Here is a 22,102-nt window from a genome sequence, read left to right as displayed (position 1 = left end):
TCTGCATCAAACCCATTCCAAAACACCCATAGCCTTCCACAATCCGAGGAAGAATCGGGAAGAATCGGGGTCAGACCACGATTAAGCACAAACCAATAATCTCAGAAAAACCGAACAGCTAAAAAAAAATCATGGTCTGACCGCATTTTTCTTCGTTTTCTTTCGCCTAAGTTTGATTTTTTCACAACTTATTCTATTCACCTGCCCGCTTCAACCATCTTATGAAGTCCGTAGCTGACTCCCATCTGCTGACAATACCATCGCTTGAAAAAACTACAATATTAGGATCTTCTTTTTTCTCAAAATCATAACAATAGATATCACATTGCAGCTCTGTAGAATCAACTAAAAAAGGAACTAAAAATCCATACAAACCCTCAATCAAACTCATCTCATGCTCATCAGGCAATCGCAAACAAGAAACAAAATATTTATTATTTTTTGTCGATATCATTATAGACAATCTCTCTAGAAACCTAGATACGTCATCAAAAACCACACCGTCCACATCTCTCAATTTCAGCTTAAGTGCTTCAAAGTCCATAAGTTAGTCCTGTTTAATAGGGACGTGCATATCAACTGGTTTTTTTGTTACACAGCATGAATCGTCCAAAGTTGCAACGTTCTTACCAGGTCTATAATTTCCATTTACCACATCTTGAGAGAAACTGGGGTCAGACCACGATTGAGCACAACCTAATCATTTAAAAAACCAAACTATTAAGGATCGAATAAAACAATCGTGGTCTGACCCCGTTTTTCCTTTGGATGGGCAGGATCACTCCAACGATTCGATCTTCTCGATGTCTTTCCAATCCGGTGCGAGCCCAAGTGATTGCATGTGCTTGTCAAAAACCGTTCCTACCAGATCTGAAACGGGTTGATCTTCAAGCCATACTGAATCGCATTCGAAGCACATTAAGAAACGATGCTCGGGGATAGTTTTAAGCCGAACACGCCAAACAACATCTTGCAGACAGAAAGGACAGAGTTTCATTTCGGGAAAGCCGTGATAACTTGAGTTGTTCCATCGCGAACCACAATCTGAATCGAGGCTTGTCCGCTCGTTCCGACTTGCCGCCCCATGTCGACAACCCATACACGGCTGCCGTTAGCTTGTAGCGTACAAGGCCCAACCCTCGAGGCCCACGCGTCATCAACAAGACCAATAACCTGTTTTCGATCCACACTGGAGAAACTGGGGTCAGACCACGATCAAGTACAACCTAATCATTTAAAAAACAAAACTATTAAAGATCGAATAAAACAATCGTGGTCTGACCCCGTTTTTCCTCGTTTTCTCTGGTTGGCGCGCCCCTCGTAAATCACTTAGGACCATCATCCTCATCATCATAATATTTATACAAGTCTGCATCGGGCCAAAACTCATCATATGCCGTGAGGACATCTCGCAAAACTTCGCTTCTAGGATCTTGCGAGAGGTCCATCTCCAAAATTACAAAGTCTTTTATTTCCGGCCACTGAAGCTCGCGCATACAAAATGCCACGACCTCGAAGGGGGAGTTGTTCGACATTAATATAGCTTCAAATCTGGGTATGAATTTTTTCCTAAACTCCAAATTACTCTTAACAAACTCTAACACCCTCAACAAAGACGACTCATACGACGTTCCTAGCTCCTCGCCGAAAGCAGCCATTGCCGCGTCGCAAAGTTCGTCAAACTGTTCCATGACGTCACTCATTTTTTGGGCACCCAAGCACCCGAGCTAGGTTTACTCGGATTTGGCAACCAGATTTTTTCTATGTACGTCCCGTTTACATCAAGGCCTTTCTGGGAAAAAGCTTTTTCGGCCGCAGCCTGAGCAGCGGGACCAGACGGCTCATAGTGCCCAGACGTATTATCAATATATTTAACCTTCCCATTCAAAATCTTCACCTCTCCTGCTGCTATGACCGGCTTACCGTTTGCGAGATCGATATGACCACCACCAACATCCTTACTCCTACGACCAACCAAGAGCTCACCGCCCTCAAGAACAACATAATTATACTTGCCCGCTCCCTGCGTCAATTTCGTATCCGAGATAAGTGTTGGTGCACCTATTGCGTGATCTGGAAATTGATTTGAAAAGCTTGGCGCTTGTTCAACTTTTGCAGGACCTACTGTTACTTTTGGACCAGCACCGGTTCCACCTTGAACAACTCCATTTCCAGAAGCGCTATTACCACTCGAGGCTTTCCCCCAGCCCTCCGTCAGCATAGCGTTGCCAAGCGATACAAGCATTTCTGCTTTTTCAGCAACCGTCAATACTCGCCCTACAGCCCGGTCCATCCAGCCCGTTTCTTTATTCCACGAGTCCAGGTAAGCCTGCTGAGCAGGGGTCAGCGTATTCTGCTGAATATTCAATGCCAGAATTATTTGGTCATCTGTTACATATTTTGCCCCCCAAGGATCATACCCTTGTGCTGGCATTGCGATCTGGCTCGGATCCCCCGTCAGCAGACCGACCATATCGTACGAAACACGCTCCCGATACCAAGCCACCAACTCTTGGGCGACGGGATCATCCAACGCTATCGTATTGGCTCGAATATTTTCCCTACATTCAGCAGTAGGACAAGCCGCCAGCAGGGCTGAACGGTCGGCCGAGATTTTCTCGAACTTTGCAATCAGGTTGCGCTGCTCATCTGCGCTACAGCGGTTAGCGCTGCACGCTTTCAACTGATCAAGTAGTCTCTCGGCCGTCGGGTGATCAAGACTGTTGAACTTCGTTGCCTGTGAAGCAACCCATGACGCAACAGCCTGATCCTTATCAGACCCTCCCGCAGCCGCAGCGACCGTTAGCCCAATCAGTTGAGAGGTCATCGCCAGCAGTTGGTCGCGAGAGTTTTCGGCAAATATCTTGTCGCCTACCGAAGCAACAAATGCCTCGTTTGCCCCTGCGGCCAATGCTCCGGTCCGGAAATCCCCTCCCGCCAACTCTGCAATCAACCCGCCAACCAGAGCATGCGCACCTACTTTCGCTGTAAGTCCGGAGAACACCAGCTGGGACCCAAGTTTGTTGTAGATACCTGCCGTCAATACATCGGCTGCAGAGCTGATTGCGACTTGAGCCAGGTTATCCTTGAGACTCCCGCCATTGATTGCGGTATTTGCAACCGCGTTAAAGCCTCCCTGAGCAGCGGTATAGCCTGCAAATTTGGTAAAACCATCCATGGTTCCAAGTTCGAAACCGTGGGTAGCCTTAGATAAATCCGCAGTTTTAACGCCAAATGACTTGTCGAGTACCCCGGCTGCGAAACCAGCCGCGAGCCCGCTGATCAGGTAGCCTTTCATCGCGTCCGCAGACGTAACATCCTTAAACGCCGCGCCCAAGTCACCTTTATTGTTCACTACGCTGACGGCAGCTTGTGCAACTGCGGCAGAAAAACTCGCAACAGCCGCGGCACTTGCAGCAGTTGCAGCGCCTGCAAACCCTGCTGCCACCATAGCGTCACTGGCAGCGACCCCAACTGTCGCAGCAGTGCCAGTTCCCGCAGTGACGATGGTCACAATGATAATGATCGCCAACATCGCGCCCTGGCCCAGGCTTGAGTGGCTGTACTTATAGGCGTCGTGTGTCTCTTTGATCAGTTGCCAATCCACATCCCCGCGCTTCTCGGCTTCCTTCAGCCACGCCAACTGCGGATCGGCCTTGACCATGGCATCAATGGTTTGGCTTACCGTTTGCTTGTTGACTTCCTTGACGTCGATTTTCAAGCCATCAACAGCCCTGATTGCCAGTTCTCCCTTGGCAATCATCTGGGTCTGGCGCAAGGTCTCGTCGGTATTGCCCTTACCCGACATAGAGGTCCAGGCCAAACTGTTGCTACTCTTCTCGTGACTCTCCTGATGCAGATCCTTCACACCCTCAAACGTAATCGCCCCACCACTATCAATCGTCAGGTCTTTTCCACTGTCGAGCTTGGCCGCCTGATACAGCTGATCCCCGGTACTCTTGAGGGTCAGGTTGCCACCCGTGGTGATCTCGCTGCCGACATGGGTGATTTGCGTAACTTCATCACGCTGGGTTTCCTTACTGCCGAAACCGCCCTCTTTTTTCATGTCGAACAGCGTGTAGTCGCTGTTTTGTGCGGCGAGGATGTTGAGGTCTTTACCCGCGATCAGACTGGCTTCGTCACCCGCCGCAATCCGGCTGGCAATCATCGTCAAGTCTTCAGTCGCACTCAGCTTCACATCCCCGCCCGCCTTGACGGTCGCTGCAACCTGGCGAACATGATCTTCCTGCCGGGTGATGCTTGAGCCTTTGGTGTACGTGTGATCTTCGTCAGCGGCTGAGGCCAGGGTCAGGTTCTTGCCAGCGGTCAGGGTGACGTCGGTTTTGGCTTCGATCTGGCTGGCGACGGCGGTGATGTCGTTGTCGGCGTTTACGGTAAGAGACCCGCCTGCAATGACTTGCGAGGCGTGCTGACGGATCGTGGAGTCGTCGTGGGACTCGCCGTCGGCGATGCGGTTGTTTTGTTGGGTCGAGAGGATGTTGACGCTGCCGCCTGCGTCGATCTTCATGTCTGCGCCGCTGCTGAGCACGCTGCCGATGCTGGTGAAATCACCTGCGGCATTGATGCCCAGCGTGTTGCCCGCTTCGATGCGGGCGGCGTTGTCGACGAAGTCCTGGGACCAGTTCCAGTTGCCTTTGCCGCTGGTGTTGCTGCCCGCATAGGTGGTGACGGTACGTTCGTTGAGCACGCTGCCGAAAAGCGAGGTGATCGATACGTCGTTGCCCTTGATGATGCCGCCCGCCTGGTTGGCGATGTTGTTTGTAGCCAACGCATCCAGGCGGGCGTTCGCCTGCATCAGGCCGCTGTTGATCAAGTCTTTGCCCGACAGGGCGGACAGGTTGTTACCGGCACGCAGCGTTCCGGCGTTTTCCAGATTGGCACCGGAAGTCAGCGAAACATTGTTACCCGCAATCAGCGCTCCGGTCGGGGCCAGACGGTTGTCGGCCTGAGCCAGATAGAGCACAGGCACCAACACTTTTTCGCCCTTTACTTCACGCTCTTCCATCCAGGCGATGTCATCGGTCAGGGCCGCGACTTGCTCTGCGGTCAGGGTCACGCCCACGGACAGATTCAGCGCGTCTTTGCTGGCAGCAGCGTTGTTCATCAGGTATTTGAACTGCGCTTCGTCGGAGGTCTGGCCGTCGATGAAACGCTGACCGGTGCGGGCGACGATGGCTTGCTGGATCAGACGCTGTTCGTAGAGGCCGTCACCCAGGCGTTTGGCGCTGAGTGCGGGGTCATAACCCAGCTTATCCAGCAGGTAATCCGAGCTCATGAATTGCTTGAGGTCGGTGAGTGCTGAGTTGGTTTCGATCAGGTATTTGTGCGGGGTGACCTGACCGTTGGCATCGGGGATGTTCTGGCTAGTGGGCCCACTGCTGAGCCGGAACAAGCCATTTTCGCTGTCGGGGATCACAAAGCCCGGCAACGTCAGCGGGTCGACCTGCTGTTGAGCCAGGTCTGCCGGAAGCTGGGTGTTGAGCTGGGCAATAAAAGGTGTGGTGGCCTGCAGTGCGCCGGATGCATCGACCTGGCTGTCGCTGGTGACGATGGGGGCGCTGACTTTCTGGATGCTGTTGTTGAACTCGTCGTCAGCGACGATGGTGGTGTCGCCACCGGACTGAATCACGGCATCGATGCTTTTGCCCGGTGTGGTCACCTGGGTTGCGGAAAACACGCCATACCGGGTCACAGCGGTGGGCACCGGCATGTTTTTGGTAGGGTCGTAATCAGGGTTGAGCGTGGTACTTAAGCCGCTCTCCTGCTGGTAGAAATAACTGCCATCAGCGCGTCGGTACAACGGCACGTATTTGGCGCTGTACTTGTTGAATTCGTTGACCGCTCCACCCGGATCAATCAGCCCAAGATAGATGCTGCCCGGTTCCTGGTCAGCGGGGTTTCGGTAATGAGCGCGGTAGGTGATGGTCGCTAACGTGGTGCCTTCGTTCTTGAAATCGTCGACGGTGATGTCGATGTCTTTGACCGCCGATACCGAGCTGTACTGGTTAAGGAAGCTGGTACCAGTAACGGTAAGGTTGCCGCCAATGGTCATGAACGCGGACGCTGAATCCTCTGTGACGGTGCGCTCATAGATTTCGTTGACGTAGTACCAGACGTTCCACTCATCCGAGCAGTGCGAACAGCTGTGGGTGATATAGGCATTGACTCGCTTATTGGCGAGGGCCAGGACATCCTTGCGGTTAGTGACGGCGTCAGCGGACAGGCTCATGTCACCGGCACTTTCGAGTGTGCCGGAAATGTTTTCGATGACCTGCGCACGGTCGCCTGCGGCGTTTTTGGCGATGGTCAGATCACCCATGCTGTAGATATCACCAAAACGGTTGGTGACCTTGGTGCCGCGCAGTTCCATGTCCGCGCCGCTGAAGATCAAACCGCCTTCGTTCAGCAGTTCTCCGGTGTTGATCGTGACGTATTCAGCAGCGCTGAGAGTGCCTCGGTTTTCGAGAGATCCTGCATTGATCAGCAGGTCCTGACTGGCGCTGATGCGCCCGGCGTTATTGAGCGCGCCACTGACGTAGACGTCCGTTGTACCGCCGCCGGTGATCCGCCCCGCCTCGGCCAGCTTCAGGCTGCCCACATCGAGCCACAGATCACCCTGGCTAGTGGCTTGTCCGGCTCCGGCGTATTCACCGCTGAGGTCAATCATGAGATCGCCGTCACTGGCAATCAAACCGTTGTTGGTCCAGTCGACTCCGCTGCCTTGTAGCTCGGTGGAGGCCAGTAGTTGGCCGTCGGCGGTCTGGGTGAAGTGGTCGACATTGACGATCAGCCGCCCGGCCTGGATCACGCTGCTGTTGATCCAGCTGTCGGCGTTAAGGGTCAGATCGCCATGGGTGACAAGGCTGCCGCCGGCGCGCATGACGGTGCGGGTTGAAAGGCCAAAATCGCCACGGCCGATGTGTAGCACGCTGCCACCGGTGTTGATCAGGCTGCCAACGGACAATTCGAGCGCGTTGTTCGCAGTCTCTACGGTACCGTCGCTGTTATCGAAAGCGCCGCCGATACTAAAGCGCGTCAGGCCACTGGTGCCCACCGCACGTAAAGTGCCGTTCTGGTTATCGACGCTGGCAGCACTGACGGTCAGCGTGGTGTCGCTTTCGATGGAGCCATCGCGATTGTTCAGCGCATTGATCACAGCAAGATCAACGGATTTGCCTGTTAGCTGACCGGCGTTATTCAGGTTGGCGGCCTTGACACTGAGTACACCGTCCCGGGCAATGACTCGCCCGTTGCGATTGGCGATATCGCCAGTGACGTTGACATCCAGACCTTGTGCGGCGAGCAGCGTGCCCTTGCTGTTGTCGAGTGAGCCTGCCTTTATTTTCGTGTTGGCGTTGCGGCTGTAGATCAGACCGTCGTTCTGGTTGGACAGCAGGCCGTCAACTTCCAGTTCAAGCGCGGCGTTACTGGCCAGTGTTCCGGCGTCGTTATTGAGGTCTTGGGTGGTTTTGACTTTCAAGTCCCGGCTGGCGACCACACTGCCGACGTTACGCAGGTCTTTTGCGGTCAGGCTGATATCGCCTGTGGTGTTGCGACTATTATCAGCATCCACCCCGGACTCGATGACCGCGTTGTTGGTCAGTTGCCCACCACTTGTGAGGGTGACCTTATCCCGCGCCACGATGTTTTGGTGGACGTTGAGCGCCTGCGTGGTTTGCAGATCGACGCTATTGCCGGACACCACACCCTGCACATCCAGGCTGTCAGCCTTGATCTTGACGGTGCCGTTGGCTGAAGCCTGAGCCATTCGCAGGTTGCCATTGGCATCAAGCTGAATATCACCAGCACTGGCGGCAAGCTCGCCGTTGAGCCTCACACCCACGCCTTGCTCAGTGCCCACCAGCTTGATCGAACCCGCGTACATACCGCCCAGCGCACTGCTGTCGATGGCCAGCTCGGGTTTTACGCTGCCGTCGTCGGCCAGGGCTGTTGCATCCAGAGTCTTCGCGTCGACCTTGTTACGCCCGGTGACGACGTTGAGTTTCTTCGCGTAGAGCTTGGCGTTGAGTGTTGCCGAACGGGTAATCAGGTCGAACTGTTCGATGTTGCTGGCGTTGAGACCAGCGCCTTCAAGGCTGATATCGCCACCATCGACCTGGAAGTGATCCAGACGACCTTGATCCAGAACCGGCTTGCCGGTGGTTAGCGTTGCCTGCGGGGTATTGATGAAACCGCAGCCGTTGCAGGTGATGCCATATGGGTTGGCGATGATGACCCGCGCGGCTTGCCCCGCCACTTCCGTATAGCCCTTGAGCTGAGTGCGGTTGTTGCCGGTGACTTCGTTGAGAATGGTGGTGGCGGCAGTGCCCTGCAGGTTGCTGTTGCCGATGATGATGCCGCCCAGCTGGGTGCTCTGGGTCTGGGACGTGGCGTTGTTGAGGATGACGCCCTGGCTGCCGACGTTGTACTGATCGAACGTGTTATGGGACAGCCCCGTGCCATTGGGCTTGGCGATGTTGATGACCTGAACACCGTTGCCTGCGGTGGTCAGACTGGTCCCGCCGCCACTGACAGCGATGCCCTCGGCCTGGACCATCAGCGGCTGCCAGAACATCGCGTTGGCGAGGATCAGCGCAATGCCGCGTTTGGGCATGCCCCAGAAGCTTTCACGCGAATTCAGCGCGGCCGAAGGTTGACGCGCCAGGAAGGCCAGCTGTTTAACGTCCATGTAGAGGGTTCCTTGGCGCGGGATCAGAGAAGAAGTTCGAGACGGAAATAGATCGGAGCTTCACGCTCACTCAGTGCCACAGGTCGCTCCAGTGAGTGAGCGAACGTCACGCTGGCGGACACGTGTTTGCCGCGAGCGAACAGTTCCAGAGAGTTGCTGGACACCCGACCGTTCTGCCCGCCGCTGTTGTCATCACGGCGAATGACGCCCTGGTCATAGCCGACCCCGACGCCGTATTGCTGCAGCACCGGTTGCAACCAGTCGAGGGTGACAGGGCGGGTCCAGCGCAAGTCGTTGCGCCAGTAGCCACCGCTGTCGCCGGAAAGAAACTGATCCTTGTAGCCGCGAACGGCTGACTGACCGCTGACGCTGAAGCGCTGGCTGTTGTAGAGCATGTCTTCGCTGCGCTGGCCGGTAGCGAGGCTGCTGAAGGTGAAGCGCTCTTCACCGATCTGGAAAGGCTGCAGGTAGCTGAGGGTCGCGGTGTATTTGCGGTAGCGGGCGGTGGGTTCGTTACTGGCGCGGCGCTCCTCGCCCATGGCATCCAAGGCACCAACGCCCTGCTGCATGCCCAGTTCAAGGTTGGCAAAAGCACTGCCTACTACACGACCGTGGCTGACACCGAATTGAGCCTCGGTAATACGTTGACTGGCATTCGCCAACTCACTGTCTTCGATGAAGTTGCGGGTACGCAAGTGACTGAGCCCGGTGCTCAAGGTCGTCTTGCTCTTGGCATCACGATGGATCACGCGCTCGGCGCGCAACTGGTGGGTCTGGCTTTCGCCGGTGTATTTGAAATCAAAGCCAGTACCTTGGCCGAGGGTGCGGTATTCGCTGTCGCTGTAGGAGTAACTGAAGTTCCACCAGCCCCATGGCAAGCTGTAACTGAGCATATTGCTTTGATAAGTACGCCTGTGGTCGCTGACCGCATCATGCCCACCCCGCAGGTTCAACTGATCAGCCAGCCCCAACGGGCTGTCCCAATCCAGCCCTACGCCCCACTGCTGTTCACCGGTGCTTTTCTGGCCGTCGTTGTGCCGCGCCAACGAAGCACGCCATGGCTTTTGCGGGGTGTTTTTGACCAATACATTACTGCCGCCCACTGCATCGCCGGGTGCCAGTTCCATCTGCGCCTGATTGGACGGCAAGCGGTTGAGCTGATCGAGCAACTGCTCGATCTCGCGCAGGTTCAGCTCTTGCCCTTCCCGCCCTGGAAACGCCATCGCCAGTTCCCGCTCCGAGAGGCCACTGCCCGCTTCGCCCTTGAGGCTTTCCAGCTTGCCTTCCACGACCAGCACTTCAAGCGTGCCTTGGGACAAATCCTGCTGCGGCAAGTAAGCGCGCGTGGTTACCAGCCCTTTGGCGAGGTAATGATCCGTGATGGCCTTGAGCACGCCATTGAGTTGAGCAACGCCCAGACATTGCCCAACGAAAGGCTCAAGCAGCGCGTCACGCTCGCGAATTGATAACGAGTCAGCTCCTTTGAGCTGGATGGTTTTAATCGGGAAGCAGCGTGTATCGACCGGAGCCGCGGGGGCGGATGGTGCCTTCTGGCTGCCAGGCAAATCCTTGAGCTCTTAAAGGCGGCGGCGCTGTTCTTCGAGCAGGCGGTCCTGACGGTCACGAATAACGTCTTGTTCACCCGGTGTCGGGGCGCCATAGACTATGAATGGCAATGCCAAAAGCGCCAGAAGCGCAGCAAGTTTTGTAGCGGAAAAATACACGTGACGTCCCTGTGGTGGCGCATTGATATCGCAAAACGGCGCGATAATAGGCAGCCATTACTTTGACGTCAATATTAATGTACTAGCCTGATACACAGCCGATACATAGTTACTACAGGCCTCGGGTCCGGCCTAAATCGAAGTTTTCACGAGCGGACTGAGCTGTCCGACTTTGAAGTCCAGACAGGATGTCTGATCAGCAGGTCGCGGCATCGGTGTATTGAACGCTTCATTTCTATTTGTCGTGATGTCGCAGCAGTCAACAGTTTCAGCACCATTCGTTTGCTATTAAAGCCGTCCTGTGATTACCCTCATATGAGTGACAACCTCATTATGAGCACGGGCCGACCGGCATTTATCAGAGCCGTTCAAACCATTATTAAACTTTACTTGTGGTTCTTTCGATATTGTCGGACACTCTGCATTAACGACAATATACAGGCGTCAGCCAAACGACTTGGAATTCATACATGAATTCAGCTCGACACCGCACCACTGAAAAGATTCAATCGCAATTGACGAACGGTTTGTAAAAATAATAAAAACTATTAAAAACAGATATTTAACAAAAGTAAGACGTCCTTTACCTCCTCGCAACAACGCCGCACAAAACCTGTTAAAGACTCGTTACAAATGTAAAAGTTTCGCCCTCTGAAATTATTCTTAAAAACATCATTTATAACTTTGCGCCCACCGCGAATGCTGCTAATAATCGGCCCAGTTCCGGGGAGCAAGGCAATGCGCCATCTCACACGAAGTGAATAATCAGCTTCCTTCCGATTTAACCCCGGCCTAAAAACTATTCGGTAGTTTGCTCAAAATGCCATCAGGCTTTGAGCTGTCTACTTGTGCGGCGCAAGAAAATTGCGCGAGGAGGGCATCATCGCTCGCAGTGAATCAAGGATTAAGGTCCTATCGATCTTCGGCACGCGTCCCGAAGCCATAAAAATGGCTCCGCTGGTTAAAGCACTGGCGGCGGAATCTGGCGTCCACTCCCAGATCTGCGTCACCGGCCAGCATCAAAGCATGCTGAAGCAGGTGATGGATCTGTTCGACCTCACGCCTGATTTCAGTCTCGACGTGATGAGGCCCAATCAGACTCTCAATACGCTGACGTCTGCTCTTTATGGCGCGATTGATCCGATACTGGAAATGCTCCAGCCGGACCGCGTTCTGGTGCATGGCGACACCACCTCGGCCATGGTTGCCGCGATGGCAGCGTTCCACCGTCGTATTCCGGTAGGCCATGTTGAAGCTGGCCTGCGCACCGGTGATATTCGTTCGCCGTGGCCGGAAGAGATGAACCGTCGCTGCATCGACCTGGGTGCCGACCTGTTGTTTGCGCCGACCTTCGAGTCCCGCACCAACTTGTTGAGTGAGCGTCTGCAAGGTCGCTCGTTTGTCACTGGCAACACGGTTATTGACGCGCTGCAGATGACCGCCAGCCGTATTGATCAGGACCATGCGTTGCGTGACAGTCTTGATAGCCAGTTTGCGTTCATCAAGCCAGGCCGCAAGGTGCTGCTGGTCACCGGCCACCGCCGTGAGAACTTTGGCGACGGCTTCCTTGATATCTGCAAGGCGCTGCGTCAGTTGGCCAGCCGTAAAGACATCCAGATCGTGTACCCCGTGCACTTGAACCCTAACGTTCAAGGCCCGGTCAACGAGCATCTGGGCGGTCTGGATAACGTACATCTGATCGAGCCGCTGGACTATCTGGCCTTTGTGCGCCTGATGCAACGTGCCCACGTGATCCTCACCGACTCGGGCGGCGTGCAGGAAGAAGCCCCTTCCCTCGGCAAGCCAGTGCTGGTGATGCGTGATGTTACCGAACGCCCTGAAGCTGTCGCGGCTGGCACCGTTCGACTGGTCGGTACTGCGCCAGAATCCATCATCAGTGGCGTTGCGGCCCTGTACGACGATGACCTGCTGTGGCGTCGCGCCTCCCAGGCGGCCAACCCGTATGGTGATGGCAAGGCCAGCTCTCGGATTGTCGACGTTCTGCTGGGCAGACCCATGCATGAGTTCGTGGTGGGCAAATCGCCGCGAGACATTGAACTGCCCCTGATGATTCCGAACCCGGAATTCACCCGGCCAGTTTCCACATTTCAATAAACATTCGCCCCTTAACAGCCCGAGATCTGCCTGAATGAAGTCTTCCGTTGCCACCCAATCGGGCGCGCTCAGCGCCCTAGCCTGTGGCGTGAGCCTGCTCGCGCTCATGCCGAATTTCGCCCTGGCCGCGGACAGCCCGCTCACTCAGGCAATCAACCGGCTGAACACTGATACCCAACAGCAGCGCGAGATCCGTCTCAGCGATCTGGGTATCGATGCGCCGATCATCCTCGGCTCCACTGACTCGCGCCGCGAGCTGTATCTTCCGGTTCCGGCCGGTGTACCGCTGACTGACGCAACCCTGCAATTCGACGCCAGCTACCTGAACGGCGAAGGCGGACGCAACACCATGTTGCTGTCGCTGGACGGCTTCCCGGTACGCGCCGAAGGCCTGACCGAGCCGCAAGGCAACGCCAGCGCTACCCTGGGCGTTGACAAGGCCGCCCGCGACAGCGGTTCGGTGCGATTGGGCGTCGCCTGGTCGTCGATCGTTTCCCGCGTACTGTGCGAAGACGAACGCGTGATCGGCAATGTGTTGCGTATCGATCCAGCGACCCGTCTGACCTACAGCTACGATGCCAATGATCTGAAGGACATCGGCGCGGCGTGGAATGCACTCCCTGGCAAGCCAGGCATCATGGTTGCTCCGGGCAGCCTGTCTGCTGAGAGCTACGACGCCGCATGGCGTCTCGGTGTGGCTCTGGAGCGCATCGGCAAACACGCGCGGATCCTGCCCTTCCCTGCTTTGCAGGACAGCGTCGACCTGAGCGCTTTGCGTATCCCGGCCGAGCTGCTGAACATCCCGGCCTTCGCCAGCCTTAATGGCAAAGGCACGCAAACCCTGAGCGACCCGGCACAGATCGGTGCCTTGTTGGTACTGGGCCAGACGCCAAACGTACAGGCTGACCTGGCAATCAATGATCCGCAGTTGCTGAAAGCAATCAACGATTCGCTGGATGCGTTGCAAGCGCAGATTCAAGGCCGCGACGCGACTGCGGTAGACGCATTTAACCAATGGCGTGAGCGTCACATCAACGCTGGCCAGAAAACCGGTAAGGAAAACGTGCGTCTGGCATTGCTGGGCAGCCGCCCGATGCTGATGATTGCACCGGACGCCACTACCAAAGCGCTGACCATGTTCAGCTCGGCCTGGAACAAACTGGCCCGCACCCGCCAGCTGTCCATCAGCGAAGCTCAGGCTCCGCTGGACACCGATGGCCGTGTAGCGCTGTCGCGACTGGGCGGACAGCCGGGCACTATCGACGTGTTGGCCAAGGCTGACTGGAGCGCCTCGTTCCCGTTGGGCGCCGTGGCTTATGACGGGCGTCTGCCGGTCAAAGCGGTGATTGATATCGCTGCCGCACCTGGCGCATCGGACACGGCTCCGGTCGCTTCGGTGTTCCTCAATGATTACCTGATCGGCGCGCAGCAGCTTGATACCACAGGCGAGAAGCAACGCATCGAAGCGCGCATTCCGCGTTACGCATTGGGTTCGACCAACGTCCTGCGCGTTTCCTTCCAGCGTCAGCCGGTCAGTGATCGCTGCCTGGAAACGCCACAGGCGTTCCCGGTTTCGGTACGCCCGACCAGCCACATCGTCCTCGAAAAAACCACGCCAAGTGATGACTTCGCAGGCATGGCTGCACGCTTCGCGGTTGATACTCAGGTATTGGTCCCGCAAACCTGGCTTGATCACCCGGCCAGCAGCTTGCCGCAAGTGATTTCAGTCGCCAGCGCCACCGGTGTTTCGCCACTGCGCGCGCAATTGAAAGTCAGCGCTGACCCGAAAACCGCGGTCAAGCCGGAAAAATCCTTCCTGGCTTTCGCACTGCCAGTCGCCGACAGCAAGCAAGCGTTGCAAGTCGATGACCAGGGCCGCCTGCGCATCAACGACAAAGATAAAGTCTTGCTGGATGTCACCCAGTTGAACAACCTTGCCTCGCTGCAAGTGGTTGAGTCCGGCAGTCAGCGTGGTCTGGTCTATCAGGCTCTGGGCAGCGATGCTCCGCAATTCGCCAAACCAATCCTGTTGACCCGCGGCGATACCAGCGTGCTGGGCAACAACGGTGTGTTGACCACACTGGACAGCAAAGACCCGAACGGCAGCCGCATGATTGATGACGACGAGCCTAAAGGTCTGGATGCATGGCGCACGCCTTCCCTGCTGTGGCTGATTCCGGGCGGCATTCTGTTGTTCCTCGTGTTGTTGCTGGCTGGCCGTAGCGCCCGTCGCAATCGTCAATAACGGGAACCTGAGATGACGTCGCTTTATTGGCCTTACTGGCTGGCCCACTACTACAGCGTTCTGGAAGTCGCCACGATCGTGATCGCGGTGCTGATCCTGATTTCCAGCCTGGACGATCTGTTCATCGACCTGTGGTACTGGTCTCGCCGGATATTCCGCAGCTTCACCGCAGGGCGCAAATACCGGCCCCTGACCGCCGACCAACTGCTCGCCCGGGATGAGCAACCCCTGGCGATCATGGTTCCGGCGTGGCTGGAATACGACGTCATCGCACCGATGATCGAGAACATGGTGTCGACGCTGGACTACCAGAACTACGTGGTTTTTGTCGGCACCTACATTAACGATCAGCGCACCATCGACGAAGTCGAACGCATGCGTCGCCGTTACAAGCAGTTGCACCGTGTAGAAGTCCCGCACGACGGGCCGACCTGCAAGGCTGACTGCCTTAACTGGGTGATTCAGGCGATCTTCCTTCACGAAAAAACCCACGGCATGACCTTCGCTGGCGTGGTCCTGCATGACAGTGAAGACGTGCTGCACCCGCTGGAATTGCGTCTGTTCAACTACCTGTTGCCGCGCAAGGACATGATCCAGCTGCCGGTGGTGTCCCTGGAACGCAACTGGTACGAATGGGTTGCGGGCACTTACATGGACGAGTTTGCCGAATGGCACGGCAAGGACCTTGTGGTGCGTGAAAGCATGAGCGATACCGTGCCTTCCGCCGGTGTTGGCACCTGCTTCTCCCATCGGGCATTGCAGGTGCTGGCCGGGGAAACCCAGAACATGCCGTTCAACACCGACAGCCTGACCGAGGACTATGATGTAGGCGCTCGCCTGTCCAAAGTCGGCATGAACGCGATCTTCGTGCGCTTCCCGGTGGAATACCGGGTGCTGCGTAAATCGTGGTTCAGAAAGCCTTACGAATCGACACTGAAAATGCCGTTGTGCGTACGGGAATTCTTCCCCGATACGTTCCGCACCGCATTTCGTCAGAAAGCCCGCTGGACACTGGGTATCGGCCTGCAAGGCTGGGAGCAGATGGGCTGGACCGGTTCGCTGGCCAACCGTTATTTGCTGTTCCGTGACCGCAAAGGTGTTGTGACGGCTTTCGTCAGCATCATTGCGTACCTGATTCTGGTGCAACTGCTGGTCTTGATCATCCTGCGTCAAAGCGGCGTGTGGGATGTGAGCTTCCCTACCCCGTTCGAAGCCAACGGCTGGATCAAATACCTGTTGCTGGCCAACGGTATTGCATTGGCCTGGCGCGTCATTCACCGCTGCTACTTCACCGGTGTGTTGTACGGCTGGCAGCATGCGCTGCTGTCTATTCCACGCATGGTCGTTGGCAACTTCGTCAACTTCATGGCCGCTTCCCGTGCCTGGAAGATGTTTATCGTTGGCAAGGTTATGAACCGCAAGCTGGTCTGGGACAAAACCATGCATGACTTCCCGTCCACTGACCTGGTAGCGGTTGCTCCACGCAAACTGGGCAGCGTGCTGCTGTCATGGCAAGCGATCAACGACACCAATCTGGAAAGCGCACTGGCCGAACAACAGACTCGCCAACTGCCGTTGGGGCGCATTTTGCTCAATAACGGCTGGCTGGACGATGAAACCCTGGCCGAAGCCATTGCCTTCCAGAACGACTTGCCGCGGGTGTTCGACGTGGCCGCCAAGGCTGAGCGTGCAGAACCTGCGCTGGCCGACGAATTTGCCTTGCGCTGGCGGGCAGTGCCTGTTGGCCTGAGCCCTGAGGGCCGTCAGCAAATTGCCGTGGCCAGCCCATTGTCAGCCGAAGGACTTGAGCAGGTCAGCGCGCAACTGGGCAGCGAGCCTGTGCAGTTGATCGCTCGGGAAAGCGAAATCATCAATCAGTTGCGTCAACTTGATGCACCGGATGATCGCGCCTTGCCGCATGCCAGCGCACCACTGCTGGGTGACCTGCTGATCGAAATGGGTCTGCTGGATCGCAACGTGTTCAACGATGCGATGCTGCATTACAAACCACAGCAACATGGTCGTATCGGTGATTACCTCGTGGATATCGGCGTGCTGCCTCGCGCAACCATCGAACAGGCGGTTGCCCGTCAGCACAGCCATTATCAGCCGGAGCCGGCATTATGAAACGCTCACTGCTGAGCCTTGTAATCGCCGGTGCAAGCCTGCTGCCAGCGTTAAGCTACGCCGAAGCACTGCCGCTGCCGCTGACCGGCCCCGCCTATCAAGCGGCGAACGAAGCCTACAGCGCCTACGAGCGCAAGGATTACGACCTGGCGATTGCCAAAGCCCGCGAGGCTTTGCGTCAGCGCGCAGACGTGACCCGCTTGAATCGGCTGATCGAACTGGCGCAGCGCGATAAAGAGGCGCGCGACAACCCTCGTCGTTATCCGCAGGCGAAGCCCGCTCCGGGTTTCAGCGTTGCCGCTCAGGCGTTCAAAGCCTACGACCGCGACGACTTCGGCCTCGCCGCGCAGTCCGCTCGTAAAGCCATCGCCCTGGCCCCAAAGCGCATGGATTACCGGCTGTTGCTGATCGAGTCCTTGCAACGCCAGCAGCAATTGGTCGAAGCCGATCAGGCGACCACCGAAGCGCTGCGGGTGTTCCCGGACGACGACGCACTGTTGATGCGCCGCGAAGCTATTCGCCGTCAGATTGCCGCACCGCTGTCCATCGCCGGTTATCGTGCGCTGGAACAGAACAACCTGCCTTTGGCAGTTGAACAGGCCCGAAGGGCTGTCGGCTGGGCGCCGGAAATCAGTGCAAATCAGCAACTGCTGATCAGCGCCCTCCTTGCTTCCAAGGACTATCCGGCAGCCGAAAAAGCCGCTACCGCCGCGCTGGCTCAGGACGACGGTGAAATTGCACCCTGGATCCTGCGCAGCTACGCACTGGATCGCCAGGGCAAAACCCAGGCCGCACAGGCCGACCTGAATCGGGCCCTGGCCATCGAGGGTTTGCTGGATTCCGAAGAACGCGAGATTCGCTTCTTCGCAGCCGATCTGGCCCTGGCCAACGGCAACCCGCAACAAGCACTCGACCAGCTGCAACAATTGAAGCCAGACGAAGGCGGCGAAGTTGCCCGTCGTCGTGCCGCTGCACAAGTCGTGGCGCGACAAAAAAGCAATGGCCTGAAAACAGCGGTTCGCTTCCCTGCCCCCGCGTTGAACTGCCAGGAAAGCGCCTTCGGTCTGATCTGTGATATCTGGCCGGGTAACCAGCGCGATGCCGGGACCGACACCGCGGTGCAGGCCTATGCCGCACTGGCGCGCAAGGACGCTGCTTCGGCTGCGACCCTCGCCCAGGAAGCGATTCGTCGTGCACCGCAAAATCCGGCCTATCGCAGCCTTCTGGTCAGTGCTCTGACCGAACAGAAGCGCCTCCCGGAAGCCATCGACGCCGCCAGTGAAGGCATTGCCGCCAATGGCGACGACGCTCGCCTGTTGGCTCAACGGGGTCGTCTGCGCCAACAAACCGGAGATGATGCCGGAGCACGCAAAGACTTCACCCAGGCCTTGGCACTGGGCAGCCTGCCCACGTACGAAGAAGCCAGCCTTTACGCTGCATTGGGCCAACGCAAGACCGCACGCGAACGCTTGCAGCAATCGCGCGATGCCGGTGAGCTGGAGGGCATGAGCAACCTTCAGGTTGCGTACCTGTCGGTACAGGCCGGTGACGACGACGCGGCGCATGAATCATTTCGCAAGGCTGACGCCGAAGCCCCGCTGCCGCCAACGGCGACACAGGATGCGGCTTACAACGCCATGCGCGTCAACGATGACGAGCAGGCGGTGGGCTACTTCAAGCGGGTGATCGATGCACAGAATGCCGGTGCCCTGGACATGCCTGCGCAACAGCTGTTCGATACCCGTCGCGCAGTCGCCGATGTCTCGCGCACCTGGGGCCTGATCAGCACCACCAGTTATCGCGGTAACAGCTCCAGCAGCGGCTTGAGTTCTGCGCCGAGCACCGGCAGCAATGGCAACGGCGGAAGTGGCGGCAGCAGCAACGACAGCCTGCAAAACAGTACTGAACTGTCGTGGCGTCCGCTGGGTTATCGCAACGCACGTTTCGTTGAGCTTTACGGGCGGATCACCGACACCCTGTGGGCCAAGAACAGCGACTCCGACACCGGCATGGACGCGCTCCAGGGCGCATTGGGTGTTCGGATCAAACCGTTCTCGTCACTGAACGTCATGGCGGCAGCAGAGCGTACCTTCCCGCTGGGCTCGTCCAATGTCGACGGCGACTGGCTGCTGCGCTTGGGCTATGGCTCCAGCATTGGCACTGATCTGCGCGTCGATACGCCAAGCTGGTGGACTTCGCAACTGTTCGCCGAGGCCGGGCACTACGTCAATGATTCGCGCAACTACTTCAACAGCGAATGGCAAGGCGGCCGCAGCTATGCCATCGGTGGCACGGGCTCGCGCTGGGTCACCTTCCCGCATGTCGTGGCGGCCTACGATTACGACTCGAAAATGAATAGCGAAACCGGCTCCAATGGCCGTGCGGATTACTCTTCAGGCCACGCCGCGGGCGTTGGTGTGGGTAATAACGTGCGCTACTGGTTCCGTGAAGACGCGTACAACGCGCCACGCTCTTACGTGGATTTTTCTCTGCAATATCGAGTGAAAGTGTCTGGCGATGATCGCGCCAAAGGCGTGTTTGCCCGACTGACTTACTCTTACTGAGGACTGATATGTACCCTCGAATCTGCGTGTGGCTGGGCTTGAGCCTGGCCGCCACAACAGCCCACGCCGCATCTGAAATTGCTCAGTTGTACGAATCCAAATTACCGGAAGGCTCGGCCTGGGTTCGGGTGGTCAATCCAACCGACTCCACGATGCAGGTCCGCATTGATCAGGGCACGAGCTTCAATCTGTCTGCCCAGTCAGCGCTGGCAAGCCCGTTTCAGGTAGTCGATGGCCGTCAGCCTTTGCGCCTGACGGTGAATGGTCGGGAGATAAAAGACCTCAAGGCTCCGGCCAATGCTTTTGTCACCCTGATCCTCGACAGCAACCCTGCTGCTGCGCCGCGCGTGGTGATTGATCCGCCCGTGCGTGGCAAGGATTTGCGCGCCGAGCTGAACATTTACAACCTGAGCAATGGCTGTGACAAGGCCGACATCAAACTGGCCAACGGCTCGACTGTATTCAGTCAGCTGCCGTTGAAAGGTCAGGCGCAGCGCACCATCAATCCGGTGCAGGCGACCCTGATTGCCAGTTGTGGTCAGAGCGCCAGCCTGCCGTTCAAACTTGAACCGTTCAAGGCCGGTGATCGCTACAGCCTGTTCCTGATCGGCTCTGGTCAGACCCCGCGTCTGGTGGGCCTCGTCGATCAGACTGCGCCATGATCAAGCTTATGAAAGCAGTCCCCGCGACGAACACCCGCCCCTCTCGCCGTCTGCCGTTATCGGCCATGCTCGCCGCGATGCTGCTGGGCGTTTCCAGCCAGCCCGCGCAGGCAGCCTCGGCAGTGATCACCGGCAAGGACGGCTGGTTGTTTCCGGCCTGGGAAAGCCTGACCAAGGTCGACAATGCCGGTACGACTCGCAGCATCGCCTTGATCAAGGACCTGCAACAGCAACTAGAGCGCAACAAGATCGCTCTGGTTGTGTTGGTGGTGCCGATGAAAGCGCCGTTTTATGCGCAACGCCTGCCGGCTGACCAGCCACTGAGTCCCGCTGTTGCACAACGCTACGATCAGTTGCAGGGCGCGATGAGCAAAGCGGGCCTGACCACGCTTAACATCAAGCCGATCCTGCAACAGACCGAACAAGGTGATCACACCGCGTTCTACCGGGCCGACTATCACTGGACCGCCTGGAGCGCCGAAAACACCGCTGATGCGACGGCCCGGCTCATAAACCAGCGCTATAAGCTGCAAGGCGAACCCGGTGGCGGTGCGGTGTTGGGAGAGTGGTTCGACAAACGCGCCTTTGGTGACCTGGCGAGTAACTTCCTGCCAGCCATCAAACGCAAAGCCATTGGCCGCGACATTTACACCGTGCGGCATCAGGTGGAAAAAGACCTGCTGATCGATGATGCCCCAGCGCCTGTACAGGTTATCGGCAACAGCTTTGTGCAGCCTTATCTGGGCTTCACTCAGAAGCTGTCCAACGCGCTGGATCGTCCCGTTACGCTGACCTGGAACCCCGGTGATGTCGGACCTTGGGCTACCCTGCTGCAATATCTGCAATCCCCGGATTTTGCCCAGCACAAACCTCAAGTCATCGTCTGGCAATTCAACGAGGGGCAGTTCCATCAAGGCCCTGATGCGTCAGCCAACTGGAACGCCAAAGGCGTAGTGTCGTTGAGCCAGTGGCATCAGCGCATCAAGCAGGCACTCCCTTGAGGATTTTGGGAAGGCCCCTTAACCGTGCGACTCTGACCGCTCTGCTGCTTGCAGCCATGATAGGGACAGGGATCGCCATGTTGATTACCAACGCAGTAAAACCATTGAAACCCGGCATCGTCGGTATGGTCTGGCAACCGGACAATGCCACGGTTGGCATCAAGGGCGACTGGCACAAGCTCGGCGCTCGGGAACTGCTGGTGCAGTGGACGGTGGTCGATGATCAGGCGTTCATTCCCGGTACCGGCCTGCCTGCCGTACCGGTGATGCCGGACTGGGCACGCATCGGCAAAGAGCCTTGGGCCAAAGACGTCATCATCGGTCTGGCCGGGTATTTCAGCGAAAATCGCTCTCGGGACAACGTCGAGCAATTGGCGAAACTTTCGGAGAGCATTGCCAGGCTGTCTTTGCCGTTGCATGTCACGGGTTATTACTTCCCGGCTGAAGTCGATCCAAGCTGGACCAAGGCCAAAGACCTGCCCGCCTTGCTGGCCAAGCTGCCTAGACCACTCTGGATCAGTGTTTACGACGGTGCCAATATCGGCCCTGCTGCTACCGCTGACTGGCTCAAGCAATGGTTGCCGGATGACATTGGTGTGTTCTTTCAGGACGGTGTCGGGGTCTATGCCCGCACCGCTCCGGTGGCTCGCACTTACGCCGATGCCATGCGCGACCGACTGGGCAAGGATCGCGTCAGAATCATCGCCGAGGCTTTCAGGCCGCAATACGGCGGCGGTTTCCGCTCCGCCACTGCCGAAGAGCTGAAACCGCAACTGGAAGCGTATGACGGCTATCCGCTCTACCTGTTCGACGGCCCGCATTACGTGACACCGGATTTGGTGAAACAGCTGTTGAAGTGAGGCTGGCGGGGCATAACCGTCACTTGAGCCAGACGCAGTAACCGGTAGGACCGAATTCATTCGGGAAGGGGGTGTTTCAGGGCAAACATAGGCG

10 protein-coding genes and 1 pseudogene are annotated in these 22,102 nt (G+C 57.0%); 7 read left to right on the top strand and 4 right to left on the bottom strand.

What is annotated here, in order from left to right:
• Positions 1–193: 193 nt before the first annotated feature.
• From KDX30_RS18100 to KDX30_RS18085, 4 genes and pseudogenes are all read right to left on the bottom strand, one after another.
• A complete protein-coding gene (locus KDX30_RS18100) occupies positions 194–544 on the bottom strand; it encodes a hypothetical protein (protein WP_231677113.1) in 351 nt (116 codons plus the stop codon).
• Positions 545–1,325: 781 nt separating this feature from the next.
• Positions 1,326–1,691, bottom strand: a complete 366-nt coding sequence (locus KDX30_RS18095) for a hypothetical protein (RefSeq protein ID WP_231677112.1) — start codon at positions 1,689–1,691, stop codon at positions 1,326–1,328.
• 8 nt (positions 1,692–1,699) lie between these two features.
• Positions 1,700–8,710 (bottom strand): two-partner secretion domain-containing protein, encoded by a 7,011-nt coding sequence (locus KDX30_RS18090; RefSeq protein ID WP_231677111.1) that lies wholly within the window; start codon positions 8,708–8,710, stop codon positions 1,700–1,702.
• A 23-nt stretch (positions 8,711–8,733) separates the two neighbouring features.
• Positions 8,734–10,434: pseudogene (locus KDX30_RS18085) on the bottom strand (ShlB/FhaC/HecB family hemolysin secretion/activation protein).
• Positions 10,435–11,316: 882 nt separating this feature from the next.
• On the opposite strand from KDX30_RS18085, the gene wecB reads away from it, so the two are divergent.
• Genes wecB through KDX30_RS18050 form a run of 7 tightly spaced genes read left to right on the top strand, consistent with a single transcriptional unit; the run spans position 11,317 to position 22,008 of the window.
• Positions 11,317–12,549 (top strand): non-hydrolyzing UDP-N-acetylglucosamine 2-epimerase, encoded by a 1,233-nt coding sequence (wecB, locus tag KDX30_RS18080; protein WP_027900480.1) that lies wholly within the window; start codon positions 11,317–11,319, stop codon positions 12,547–12,549.
• 34 nt (positions 12,550–12,583) lie between these two features.
• A complete protein-coding gene (locus KDX30_RS18075) occupies positions 12,584–14,794 on the top strand; it encodes a cellulose biosynthesis cyclic di-GMP-binding regulatory protein BcsB (RefSeq protein ID WP_231677110.1) in 2,211 nt (736 codons plus the stop codon).
• Positions 14,795–14,806: 12 nt separating this feature from the next.
• The gene (locus KDX30_RS18070; RefSeq protein ID WP_231677109.1) at positions 14,807–16,921 is read left to right on the top strand and encodes a glycosyl transferase family protein; all 2,115 of its coding nucleotides are present in this window, start codon (positions 14,807–14,809) and stop codon (positions 16,919–16,921) included.
• Complete coding sequence (locus tag KDX30_RS18065) at positions 16,918–19,485, top strand: NfrA family protein (RefSeq protein ID WP_231672518.1); 2,568 nt, start codon at positions 16,918–16,920, stop codon at positions 19,483–19,485. The genes KDX30_RS18070 and KDX30_RS18065 overlap by 4 nt, the downstream gene beginning before the upstream one ends.
• Before the next feature lie 8 nt (positions 19,486–19,493).
• Entirely contained in the window at positions 19,494–20,147 is a 654-nt protein-coding gene (locus KDX30_RS18060; protein WP_122704014.1) for an alginate O-acetyltransferase AlgF, read from the top strand.
• Positions 20,148–20,155: 8 nt separating this feature from the next.
• Positions 20,156–21,148 carry an alginate O-acetyltransferase AlgX-related protein gene (locus KDX30_RS18055; protein WP_231665818.1) on the top strand — a complete coding sequence of 331 codons (993 nt, stop codon included), beginning with the start codon at positions 20,156–20,158 and terminating at the stop codon, positions 21,146–21,148.
• A 56-nt stretch (positions 21,149–21,204) separates the two neighbouring features.
• Positions 21,205–22,008, top strand: coding sequence for an alpha-amylase family protein (locus tag KDX30_RS18050; RefSeq protein ID WP_406643943.1), 804 nt, complete (start codon positions 21,205–21,207; stop codon positions 22,006–22,008).
• Positions 22,009–22,102 lie beyond the last annotated feature (94 nt).

The sequence above is a fragment of the Pseudomonas quasicaspiana genome, from assembly GCF_021147825.1.
Taxonomy (GTDB): Bacteria; Pseudomonadota; Gammaproteobacteria; order Pseudomonadales; family Pseudomonadaceae; genus Aquipseudomonas; species Aquipseudomonas quasicaspiana.
This window is presented reverse-complemented; position numbering and strand designations above follow the sequence as displayed.

What these genes read in the sequence shown, in the direction of transcription:
- KDX30_RS18100 (WP_231677113.1), bottom strand. Translation starts at nt 544, where the DNA reads ATGGACTTTGAAGCACTTAAGCTGAAATTGAGAGATGTGGACGGTGTG.
- KDX30_RS18095 (WP_231677112.1), bottom strand. Translation starts at nt 1,691, where the DNA reads ATGGAACAGTTTGACGAACTTTGCGACGCGGCAATGGCTGCTTTCGGC.
- KDX30_RS18090 (WP_231677111.1), bottom strand. Translation starts at nt 8,710, where the DNA reads ATGGACGTTAAACAGCTGGCCTTCCTGGCGCGTCAACCTTCGGCCGCG.
- KDX30_RS18075 (WP_231677110.1), top strand. Translation starts at nt 12,584, where the DNA reads ATGAAGTCTTCCGTTGCCACCCAATCGGGCGCGCTCAGCGCCCTAGCC.
- KDX30_RS18070 (WP_231677109.1), top strand. Translation starts at nt 14,807, where the DNA reads ATGACGTCGCTTTATTGGCCTTACTGGCTGGCCCACTACTACAGCGTT.
- KDX30_RS18065 (WP_231672518.1), top strand. Translation starts at nt 16,918, where the DNA reads ATGAAACGCTCACTGCTGAGCCTTGTAATCGCCGGTGCAAGCCTGCTG.
- KDX30_RS18060 (WP_122704014.1), top strand. Translation starts at nt 19,494, where the DNA reads ATGTACCCTCGAATCTGCGTGTGGCTGGGCTTGAGCCTGGCCGCCACA.
- KDX30_RS18055 (WP_231665818.1), top strand. Translation starts at nt 20,156, where the DNA reads ATGAAAGCAGTCCCCGCGACGAACACCCGCCCCTCTCGCCGTCTGCCG.
- KDX30_RS18050 (WP_406643943.1), top strand. Translation starts at nt 21,205, where the DNA reads ATGATAGGGACAGGGATCGCCATGTTGATTACCAACGCAGTAAAACCA.